Below are 11,934 nucleotides of genomic sequence, written 5' to 3'. Positions count from 1 at the left end.
TTACTCGCAAGGACAAGATTGGGTTTTGATTGCGAATGATGGATTAAAATCCATCCCTACAATATATTTTGTTCCTGTGGAACTGCCTAAAAAATCCAGCGGAATGAATTTTTGTTGTAGCAATGGATTCTAGTCAGCTGAAACAAATAAAGTTTTGATTTTATCATAGAAATCGCAATGACAAATATTGTGGTTATTTTGTGTGAAATACTAAAACCTCAAACAAAATAAACTTTGTGTCTTAGTGCCCTCGCGGCTAATTTTTTCAAGAATTCCAGATTCCGGTTTGGGCTGTTTCTTTCGCGAAAGCGGAAAAATCTTTTGCTTTCCTGCCCAAAACTTTTTCGATGTCGAATGTTATAGTTGAATTTCTGCCGTCTAAGACTTGTTCGAAGAGGTAATTTATTAGCCAAATGTGATCTTCCGGAACTTGGTATTCTTGTAGCATTTGGTTGTATTCTTGTAAAGTTAAAGGCTGAAAAGTGATGTTTCGGCCAGTAACCTCAGCAATTTCTTTTATGACTTGTTTGAAAGTTAATAATCTTGGACCTGTTAATTCATACGTTTGTTCGTTGTGTTTATCTTCGAGAAGCGCCGCCGTAACAACATCGGCAATATCATTAGCATCTGTAAAAGGCTCCAATGCTTCTGCTCTTGGCAAAGCTACGATTCCGGCTAAAATTGGATCTAAAAAGAAGCTTTCGCTAAAGTTTTGATTGAACCAGCTTGCCTGAACAATCGTCCAGTTTTTGGCATTTTGCTTTACGATTTCCTCACAAATTTGCGCTTCTTTTTCGCCTCTTCCGGAAAGTAAAACCATTTTTTGAACCCCTAATTTTGTGGCAAGATTGGTGAAATTTTCAATTGAATCTTCTGCGGAGGGAATTGCTAAATCAGGTTGAAAAGTAATATAAACCGAATCTATATCCTGAAGAACTGCTTCCCAGGTTTCCGGTTTTTCCCAATCAAATGGAATTTTCTCCTTTCGGGAACCCAAACGAATTTCGATATTCTCTACTTGTTCTAATCTTTCGACTACTCTACGTCCTGTTTTTCCGTTGGAACCCAAGACTAAAATTTTGGTGTTTTTCATGATGATAGTTTTTAATTGATTACTGACACAAAGTTGCAGCCATTAAAAAAGAATCATTTGTCTGAAAAGAATTAAGATTTGTTTGAAAGGAATTGTTGCCGAACTTCATTTGGACGCATTCCGAATTTTTTATGAAAGGCATTCGAAAATGAACTTAAACTTTCATAACCCACTTCCCAAGCCGATTCCTGTACCGTTTTTTCGCTTTCGCGGAGTAATTCATACGCTTTATGAAGTCGTTCTTCCTGAACATATTTAAAAACAGGAATGCCAAAAAGTTCTTTGAAATTCTTCTTTAGTTTATTACTATTCAAACCTACCATTTGCGATAATTGCGTAATCGAAGGTGGTTTTGAATAACTATTGGTTACAATTTCTTTGGCTTTATACAGTTTGTTTTTGTCTATTTCTGAAAAGTCAATTTTTGTTCCTGTTGCTAAAAGTGCAAAGAAATGGGCGAGGAGTTCATTGATCTGACTTTTTAGAAACAATAATCTGGTATTGCCGGTATAGGTGGTATTGAAGATTTTTTGGACTGCCAATTGCATATCAAGCGTCATATAAAAAGACGGACCTTCTACAAAATGTTCTTTCGGGTTTAGTAATTCCGGAAGGTGATTTTCGAAGATTTCTTTTTCGGCCTGAGGCAAATAATGCAGTTTTTCAGGTTTTGTAAAAATACTGATGGATTGCAAGGGTTTGTGGGGTTCTATTTTATGTGCGAATTCTACTTTTTGATTTCCAAAAAAACAAATCGCCAAACCGGTTGTATTCGTTAGATATTTGGTTTGATTGTTATGCTTGATTTCTAACTCGACATTTCCCGAACCATAAAAAGCAAAACCAACTGCATCGCCTTCAATTTCACACTTCTGAACAAAAGTTTTAGAAGTATTAGATTGTTCGATTAAAACAATAAAGTTGTTTAATTCTATGATATCTGTTGTCATTGTTTTTTTGATATTTGGAACTGCATTGGCTATATTAATTTAAACACATAGATACATAGATCCTATGCGCTCAAAAAAAGGCGTTTTACTTATTTAAATGCACATAGAGCGCTATGCGAAAGAAATATGTTTCTTTTTGTTTGCTTTTTTACACATAAAATCTATGGTTCCGCGTGTTAAGTAGAACTTTTAGTGATCGTATAATACAAATATATTTGTCTTAAAAAAGCATGAAAAGTTACCATTTATTTTTAATTCGGCATTTACAATTGTCTAATTTTCATAAAGATAAGTTTCTTAAATTACTTTAAAATAAAAAGGGAATAGCTATGAAACTATTCCCTTTTGAGTATTGAAAATTATAGAATAAAGTCTATTTATGTTCTGTAATTGTGGATTGATTAAGTTTAATAATTCTTATTTTTTGATTTGTATTATCAGACAAGAAAAGGCGATCATTAAGTTGCGCTGTACTAACAATAGTTCCAAAAGGATTTTGTCCCATAATATCAGAAACATTCACTCTTGCATTGTATTTTTTGTCTAGAAATTCTGCTTTAGGATACAGACGCAAATAGTTTAAACTTCCAACGGTTTCGGATGTAATTGCCCAATCTTTGCTAAAGTGCAATGCAATAGGTTTAGCCTCAAAAGTAGTATTTGTTGGTTTTAAAGGTTCTGTAAGTGAAGCTGCAGCATTGGCTTTAATAGCGGCAATTTTGTAATACAAATAACTTTTAGCATCTCTTCCTGCAACGACTAAATTTCCGTCTTCAACATCCAAAGAATAAACCTGATCGTAACCGTTTAAGGTATTTAACAGCGCAATTGGTTTTAGATCCCAATTGCTGGTTTCAGTGATTTGTGTCGTTTCAAAAACCTTAATAGTAGTATTTTTTTCTTTTACAAATACTAATCCGTCTTTGACGATAACTCCAAAAACGTGTACAAAAGTATTCCACCATTGACCGTTTCCAACCGTATTAATTCCGGCATTTGTAGCTTCGTCCATTACAAAAAGTCTTGAATCAACGCTTCCGATATAAATACGTCCGCTATCAACACTAACCGAAGAAAGTTTGGTAAACGGAATTGTAGTTGTTCCTTTTGTATAAGCTGTGATTGTTTTGAGATGCGCTAATGTCAGTGCGTCAAAAATTTCCAGAACATCACCATTACAAACGTACAATTTGTTGTTTGCAATTGTAATTCCTTTTGGGTCTAATGTTCCGGTTCCGGTTCCAATTTTAGCGGCAGTAATAGAAGTTTCTTCTGTTGGGTAATAATAACTGTATTGCGGCGAATCATCTCCTTGGTTGTCATCTTTGCTGCAATTGGTAAAAAGGCAAAGTAACGCTATAAAAAAAGGTATTTTGTTCATGATAGTTTTGCGATTTATTTCCATTTTCCTTCTCCTTTATATTTTACTAAAAATGAATTTTTAGGATTAATAGTAAATATAGGTTTTTTGTAAGTACCTGTTAAATAAGCCGTTTTTGTATACGTTTTTAATACATCCGGATCAAGAAAAGGAAGATCATTTAAATAAATCAGATATTTATAAAACTCGGTTAACATTTCCTGCTGACCGCCGCCTTCGCCACTATTAGCCAAATTACTGCTGTGGCTGTATCCACTATGGTGAGAATATTCGTGTGACCAAACAGACATTTCGCCTTTCCAGTGTCCGGTTACATAACCGGATTCCCATTGCGAAGCTAATGCGCCACCGCCCCAGGCCGAACCTCCTCCAACCATTGCCATATTCAAAGTTCGGTTATCGATGTACGTATTATAAGTAGTTTCAATTTGAGCTTTGGTCAGATAATCATAAACACCGTTTGCAGCATCATCGTCCGCATTTCCGTGCCAGTTTAAGGCACCATTAACGGTAGCAGTTCCGGCTGTTGTTGCCTGCTCTTTTTTGAAACGGTCAAAATTCATGAACGTATCATAATACAAAGGATGACTGATTGCGTACGAATAATTGATAATCATTGTAATGGCTTCTTTGGCCAAAACAGGATTCATTGGTGAAAATTTATTAGGATCATCAGCAGGATTATTAAGGTGGTACTGCGTGCTGAATTGTACTAATCTGTTTGATTTTATCTTTTTGAATTTTTCGAATAAAGGATCACTCGATTCTACCGAAAACTGGATTGCACCAGAAGAAAATCCGTTGATTTTGTCAATGGTAACGGTTTTACCATCTTCTAATTTGTAATCATGTTTTCCATCTACTAAAGGAAGTTGGTGAAACGAACGATGAAAAGCCGGAACTTTTGTAAATTCCAGAACTACAAATCGTTTGTCATAGTTAGGTAATTTTGCATAGACTTTTACATCTGTAAGTCCAACTGGTGAATAAAGGGAAATTTGTACAGAATCTTTTCCTTTTTGAATGACTTGCATTGGCTGATTAACTCGAAACCAACGGTCTTTGTTGTCGTACATTCTCGAAGAACTTTCACCATCTTCAAACATGGTCATAGGCTTATTGCCTGCGGGTAAATTTGTTGCGTCGATACTCGACAAATACGTAGGATTGTAATTTTCATCTTTTGAATCGTCGCTGCATCCAACTAGGACTCCCGCGAAAAGTGCACAAGACAAAAAATAAGAAATGGGTTTTCTCATAAGGTTTTGTAGGTTAAATTTGGGTTTAATTCTAAAACGCAAAACTATCAATATCATTATTAAAAACAATAATATTGACAGAAAATTGCTATTTTAATTTGTTGTATAAGTAGCTTTTTTTAGATTTTTGTTACATTGAAATTGTTCGTTTTTCTTTAAATTGTTATTAAAACGAAGGTAAAAAGGAGTTCGAATAGGGACTTTTAAATTTGATTAAAAATGTTTTAGGTTTGATTAGAAATTAAGTGTTTGAGTATTCTAATAAACTTTATTGATAATCAAAACGATTGAAAAGATTCAATTGCTTTGTTATTCTGCCAGATCTATAATAAAAAAAGCTCTCAACTTGAGAGCTTTTTTTATTCTTATTTTTAGTAAAATCTTTTTATTACTGCAACTCTGTTGGTGGTAGTACCTAGAGTAACATAAATTTTGTCATTGACAAAAACTGAAAGCCTGGCGGTTGTAAATCCTTTTATCTGCTTTATAATTGTGTTTGTTGATTTTTGTAGTAAACATAATTTGTTTAGATTGTAATCTTGAATAATCAGATAGTCAGAATTGGAAGGATCTTGAGTTATTCCATACACTAATGATAGAGTAAAATCTCCACTGCCTGTAATTGTATTCAATAAAGAATAAGTATCTAGATCGTAAACTTTGATATTAGCACTGGTATGCCCTGCAACATACAACTTTCGAGCAGTTGTATCTATTTCAATTCCTGCTGCTTTATCTGCATTAAAAGATGTAATTAAAGTTAAATCAGAGATTTTATGTACTGATATTTTAGAAATAGGTTGGCTTACAGCTCCATAACAAGAGATAAACATTCTGTCAGTCGAGTGATCAAAACGGAAATCTCTATAAACGGACTCTGTTGGTACGTAGATAGCATTTAAAGTTATTGAATAATTAATTCCTGATATTATATGTACTTTTCCATTAACATTATCTGAACCAACAAAAAATCTATTATTTACAGAATCAAAACCTATAGAAGCAATAAAGAGATCTAAATTGGATGCAAGTATAGTATTTAACACTTTAAATGTTGTTGCATCTATAAAAGTAACTTTTGTTTTAAATTCAACAATTGCAATTCTATTTCCAGTAACATCATAAGCAATACCAACTGGATTTGCATACGTTGTAGATAAGTAATCTATAACGTTAGGGTAAATTGAATAAAAGCCAATCATAATATTATATCTCCTCCCAAAGCTCCTTGATTTAATGCTCTAGCCAAGATCCTAGCTTGTGAATATTGCGCTCTTAACTTTAACCTATTATCCGGTGAAATCAACGTTGCGTTTGATCCTGCAACAAATGAAACCGCACCAGTACCAATACTTATAAATTCCCACCATTTACCCGCTGTTATTCCAGTTGGAAAAGTAACAACAACGGCACTAGAAGAGTTAATTACATATAACTTACCCGAATCAGTTAAGGAAACTGTAAAACTAGCAATTTTACTAACTTCGGTAATATCTAAATTAACAACTGCTATCTGAGGCTTTGTATAGCCATCCCACAAGTAAGGTGCATCAATTTTTAATTGTTGAAACATCTTCGCATTTCCTGCAATATTTGGATGCACAGAATCAGTCCAAAACAAGGAAACATCTTGTGTAAGACCATCATTACTAACTGTCACTGCTTTTGCAAAATCAACATAGTTATAAGCGCCTAACCTTATCCAATCATTAGCTTGATTAATAAATGTTTGGCGATCTGATCTTGGAACTATAGTTGCTAATACAGGAATTGCACCAGATGCTTGTATTTTGCTAATGTATGTTTGAATTCCAGCTAACCACGTCGCATACACAGTATCGTTAGAGCCTATGTCTACTAAATGATATGTGGGTGAGAAGAAATCAATATCATTTCGAGTATTAATTGTTGATATATCTTCACCACCTCTTCCTGCAATAGCAACATCACCATTTAATGAATTAAACAGTAAGTTTGAATATGTCTTACCGGAATCACCTTCAGCATACAGTGCATAACCTTCAACAAATGAGTGACCAGTTACAAGAACTTTCGGAGCGTTTGGAAATTCACTTGAATAAGTAAACCTTTTAAGTTTAATATTTCCTGAGTTAAACATTACTCCCGGAGCACCCCATTGGCGACCAATACCTGAAATTGTTTCAGTTTCTTGATTATACGTTAAGGAAATTGTATTGTTTAGGTTGGTTGTATCAGTAAATGTAAATGTTGTAAAAGCCTTGTTTTTCTTCAATTCTAACAAATATTTTCGGTTCGCTACAATTGAAAAAGGAATACTAATGCTTTTTGCGACAGTGGGAATAGTTGTGGAACCATCCCACGATGCATATATTTTTAACATTGATGTTGAACAATCTACTTGAGCGACTGTGCCAAATTGATTTAAAGTTGTTGGTTTTCTAATTAAAGAAAAAACAGATGCGGTGTTTATTATTTGAACTAATGCTCGTGACGATACTTGATCAATAGTAGTATATTTATTTAATAAAGCCGAATTTCCCCAACCTCCACTACTAGAAATTGCAATTCCATCACTACCAACAGACCAACCATCGCTTAATGTTAATGATGCCGTTCCATCTTCAAAATTATCATCAAATATTGAAAATGATTTCAGAGAATTGCCTACTGATAAATTTCCCGAACCTAATAATGAGGTTCCGTTAATAGTTTTAATATTAGTACCCGACACTAATGTAGCTTGTTTACCTGATAATGCCGGAACTGTTGGCGCATCTGCTGTACCGCCTAAATCACCATTTAAGCTGACTAATCCTTTTGTCGAATCAGTGGCATCTAGCAAATCATCAGTAGTAGCAATTTTATACGTACCCGCAGGTTTATTTTCTGGGAAATCATAATTTGCAAATCCAGAGGCCGTCCTATTATTGAATCTTAGATTGTTTCCTATTCCGGTATTAAAATCACCTGAATAAATACCAGCTACTTTGTGTTGTAGGTATTTACCGTCTGATGTTGTAGATAATATTCCACTAGGATTAAAATCAGTAGTTTCTCCTGTAGTAGTATTATCAATTTCAATAGAGGTATCTCGTATAACTCTGCAATTTTCTACTAGAATTTGAAAATCTTTAGTTGTAGCTAAATCATAATTACCATTATCTTTTGTTTGCAGAAAGTAAGTTCCATTACCCCCTTCACCATATATAACGGCTCTTTGCCCTCCTTTTTGAAATAATAATGCCCTTGCATCCAATTGGACTAATCGATCATTTTCTCCATGAACCTGAAGAGAACTAAATCCGATTTCGACCTTATCATTTTCTCCATATCTATTTACAATTGTGGTTCCGTTTGTAATCGTATTTCCTGCTGTGACAGTTTCTTGAAGAGTATGAGCTACTAGTTGATCTTTAGTAGCCACAGTATAATTTCCGTCAGGAAGCACAGGCCATTCAATATTGACATTATTATTACCTAAAGGCAACCCGTTTTTGGCTAACGTAATATTTAAGGTATAAGATAATGCAGGATCAGATGTGTTGAATTCTCTATAAACCAATTCATTCCCATTATATTTACTAAAATTACGAGTATTGTACAGAGTACCTGAAACATCTTGAGTTAATTCTGATTTATAATATTTAGCGTTCACTATACTACTGTTTCCAGTACCATAATCAAAAAAGAAAATCCCATCATTTTGAATGCTAGATGTATTATTCGATCCATGCAATTGAATATTGTATCCTTCACCTACTGTATTTCCATTAGCCAATGTTTGTTCTAAGTCTTGTGAACCTCCGCTTGATACATTAACATTTCCTGTTTCCGGATCAGGTTGATTGCCATTTACTGTTCTTACTCCGTATTTTTTCTTAGTCATTTTCTTGTGTTTTTTAATTAATCAGTAATATCATTTATAACTAAATTATCGTCGTTATCGTAGTAACGAATCTTAGGAGTACCGTCAGGTCTGTTGTATATGATTTTGGATATGTTATTGTTAAATATTAACATTCCAACCTGCACTATTGAAGCATATGTTTCTATAACTAATAATTCTAAACCAGAATATTTTGGAATATTTATTGAATTTATATTGGAACCTAATTTTAATTCAACATTCACTATATATGAGTTTTCTGCAAAAATTGAATTTCCCATAAATGACTTCTGATTCATACTTAAAGATTGAATATAACAATCCAAGGCCCAAGTTGTGCTTGATATTGAGGAATTTTGATTTAAAGTAATATACTTTAAATGTTCCCCTATGAAATTCACATTATTAAAATATGCATGATTAACTTCTATATTCAAAAGTCCTTTGTAGTAGCTATCAGAAAATTTATTTCCAAATTGAAAAGATGAAATAGCTGAATAATATCCCATATCAGTATTGTCAATTTTAGAATATACAACATCACTTCCTGATTCAACTTCATATCGTCGAGAGATCCAATCATTTTCATAATCGTACTCAATTACATCTAAACTTTGATTGTAATTATCGTCATTGTACTGTAATTTACTCCAATCTTCATTTAGTTGAAAATCATTATAATAATAACCGGTATTACCTGTTGAGTTAAGCCATTGATAACCTCCCCATATAGCTTGGTCACCTGATTGATAGGCTGGAGCCAAAGTAACATTTTTAATGCTTGCCAGAGCTCCACTATTATCACCTTGTATTCCTGTGGCACTAATCCAATTTCCTGATATAATTTCGAATTTTACTGGTGATATATTGGTATCATTATAATTTGTGACTAATTTGCCTTTTGCTCCATTATTAGCTGTAATAGTCTCGCCGATATCAAAAGGCTGAACAATGTAAGAGACTTGGGGGACCAGAATTTTATCATATAGTGTTTTTGCAGAGAGATAACGAAGTATCATACTATTTTCGCAATGGATATATAAATTATTGTCTTTATCCAAATGTATTGTATTCCAGGTATTTCCTTCGTCAGTTCTATCAATAACAGATATTTCGAGATCTAATGTTATTTTTATAATAGAATCAGTATAATGTGTAGAGATATATAATACATTTTGAGAATCTCCTGCTAAGAACCACGGAAATTTAGTTCCAGACCAGATTTGTTCAACAGAACTGCCTCCATTAAGAAAACGATATACATGTTTTATAGAGTTTTGTGTCACATCACCTTCTGTAGCTGTAGCAAAGATATTATCTAAACCATCTATATATAAATTTCGAGCAAGATATGGAAACGTACAAATAAGTGTTTCTGTACCAGTTGAATCTAGTTGTACAACAGTACCATCGCCTTTTAAAACTACAATATCCCCATTGTTATTTTGTCTAACATCAACTGGGTTTACGACATTGGCAAAATGTTGCTCATTACCAAAATTATCAACAGATTTAATTACATTATCATGATAGCTCCATATCAATATATTCTCGTCTCTATCTTTAAACATATTAGCAGATGATAAAGAAAGAGTGCAAAAATCTGAAACATTACCATTAGAATCAATTTTTAAAATTTTGAAAGGTTTATTTGGTATTGCAGGAATGGCATACAAACAATCGTCATTTTTAATGACAAATGGTAACCCGGTATATTGAGGAGTTAATCCTGAAACTAATATGGAAACAGTTCCATTAGTTTCTATACGCGCAATTCTTCCGTCATTTCCGGATGCAAATAAAACTCCTGAACTATTCGCATGTAAACTATTTGTACTTCCGTACGTAGGGACACCAGTTGCAAATATATTTGAACGTTCAAATGTAGCAGTTTCTGCTAGTTTTGTTCCATATATTCCAAAACCATCTACACTTTGATCATATCTAGGATTCCAAAATTCTCCATGACCATTTTTTTCTAGTTTGTTATTTGTTGCTGCCCTAATATAAATAGTTGTTCCATTCGAAGTTCCATCATCGTATAATGCCGGATGAACTCCGCTTACTATATAATAAGATCCAGGGATTAAAGCATTATTGCGGATCAAATTATCCAATTCAAATTTAGTCACAGAAATAGCCGAACTACCACCAAAAGAATTTTTATCAACTTCTTTAATGATTTGATCCGCACCTCTTACCAGTACTTTTTCTTCGGATATTGAAATCTCTTCAACATCTCTAAGAAGTATTTTTTTTCCAATTGAGTATTCACTCATTTTTTATGTTTTTTGTAGTTAATATTTATTTTAATAATTCATGTTCAATTGAAAATTTACTTTCAATAAGATTAACGATTACTTTCTCATTAGGATTTTTTGTCCTTCTGTGTTATTTTATTTCCTAAAAACGATCAAACCATTTCTCACCTCATCAGATTCAAGAAAAGAACTGTTTTCCTGATCGAATTGTATGGTGAAATCTGTTTTGTAATCGAGGATTTCAAATAGTGATCCGTCTCCGGCAATGACGATGCCCAAGGATTCTTTTAAGTTCTCGATTTCCTGGTCGTCGATTAATTCATTGCCGGATAAGAACAGATCAAAGTTTTTTATTTTTTGTTGTATTATTGTGCTAAAGGTTACTTTGTAAATTTCGGCGTCAAAGTTTGCCACGGATTCTTTTTTATTCACAATAGAAAAGGAATCGCTTAAATCTATTGTGTTTTTTATTCTTCTGATTTTAAATATTCGGTCTAATTGGTACGGTGCATTTTTAGTTTCCACTTTCAAATTGGTTGGTTAGTTTAAAGGCCTAAATTTAGATTTAGAGGAAAAAAGAAAGTAGTTTTTTATTTATTTTAATATTTGCGCGAATTGTTGCAGATCGTATTTTGAGATGTGGTATTTGTTTATTTCTCGATGTTATATTTTGGATCAATTGTGATCAGCAGACGTTTGAATAATTGTATCAAACGTTCTCTGATCGACTTAAGAATCAATGTCATTGCGTCGAAATTTTCGACTTCTTTTTTTGTTTTTATGGCGATTATATTGCTTATTATTGAAATTCCGTCGCTCACAATAAGTAAATCCATAACTATGGTTACAAACCAGTTAAAGTTGTAATTAAGTCCTTTACTCATTAGCGCCAAAGCTGTTGGTATTAGTAATACGGCTAACTTAGATACAAATCCTAAGGCTAATTTTTTAAAGCTAAAAGCATTATTTAGCACTATGGTTTTGATTATACCCAGAAAAGTATCCATTACCATTAGGTAAAACAGCACTTTGACAATTTCGATATCCATTTCTAAGTACACAAAGACTCCATAAAGCAATAATTTTAGTTCATTTGAATATTCTGAGATTTTATGCATCATA

The 11,934-nt window shown here is 33.1% G+C and carries 9 protein-coding genes; all 9 read right to left on the bottom strand.

The window, feature by feature from the left end; genetic code table 11:
- Positions 1–265: 265 nt before the first annotated feature.
- Positions 266–1,093: an NmrA family transcriptional regulator gene (locus tag EAH81_RS06600; protein WP_140505114.1), complete on the bottom strand. Its 828-nt coding sequence runs from the start codon at positions 1,091–1,093 to the stop codon at positions 266–268.
- A 71-nt stretch (positions 1,094–1,164) separates the two neighbouring features.
- Complete coding sequence (locus EAH81_RS06595) at positions 1,165–2,043, bottom strand: helix-turn-helix domain-containing protein (RefSeq protein ID WP_140505112.1); 879 nt, start codon at positions 2,041–2,043, stop codon at positions 1,165–1,167.
- Positions 2,044–2,416: 373 nt separating this feature from the next.
- The gene (locus EAH81_RS06590) at positions 2,417–3,424 is read right to left on the bottom strand and encodes a hypothetical protein (protein WP_241676525.1); all 1,008 of its coding nucleotides are present in this window, start codon (positions 3,422–3,424) and stop codon (positions 2,417–2,419) included.
- 14 nt (positions 3,425–3,438) lie between these two features.
- Positions 3,439–4,683 carry a hypothetical protein gene (locus EAH81_RS06585; RefSeq protein WP_140505108.1) on the bottom strand — a complete coding sequence of 415 codons (1,245 nt, stop codon included), beginning with the start codon at positions 4,681–4,683 and terminating at the stop codon, positions 3,439–3,441.
- Between the two features lie 371 nt (positions 4,684–5,054).
- Complete coding sequence (locus tag EAH81_RS06580; protein ID WP_140505106.1) at positions 5,055–5,885, bottom strand: hypothetical protein; 831 nt, start codon at positions 5,883–5,885, stop codon at positions 5,055–5,057.
- Positions 5,882–8,551, bottom strand: coding sequence for a GDSL-type esterase/lipase family protein (locus tag EAH81_RS06575; protein ID WP_140505104.1), 2,670 nt, complete (start codon positions 8,549–8,551; stop codon positions 5,882–5,884). The genes EAH81_RS06580 and EAH81_RS06575 overlap by 4 nt, the downstream gene beginning before the upstream one ends.
- A 17-nt stretch (positions 8,552–8,568) precedes the next feature.
- Positions 8,569–10,830, bottom strand: a complete 2,262-nt coding sequence (locus tag EAH81_RS06570) for a hypothetical protein (protein ID WP_140505102.1) — start codon at positions 10,828–10,830, stop codon at positions 8,569–8,571.
- Positions 10,831–10,947: 117 nt separating this feature from the next.
- Entirely contained in the window at positions 10,948–11,337 is a 390-nt protein-coding gene (locus tag EAH81_RS06565) for a hypothetical protein (protein WP_140505100.1), read from the bottom strand.
- Positions 11,338–11,462: 125 nt separating this feature from the next.
- Positions 11,463–11,933 carry a phage holin family protein gene (locus tag EAH81_RS06560; protein WP_140505098.1) on the bottom strand — a complete coding sequence of 157 codons (471 nt, stop codon included), beginning with the start codon at positions 11,931–11,933 and terminating at the stop codon, positions 11,463–11,465.
- Between the last annotated feature and the right edge of the window lies 1 nt (position 11,934).

Origin of the sequence: Flavobacterium pectinovorum, from assembly GCF_006438875.1 — a bacterium.
Lineage (GTDB): Bacteria > Bacteroidota > Bacteroidia > Flavobacteriales > Flavobacteriaceae > Flavobacterium > Flavobacterium pectinovorum_A.
This window is presented reverse-complemented; position numbering and strand designations above follow the sequence as displayed.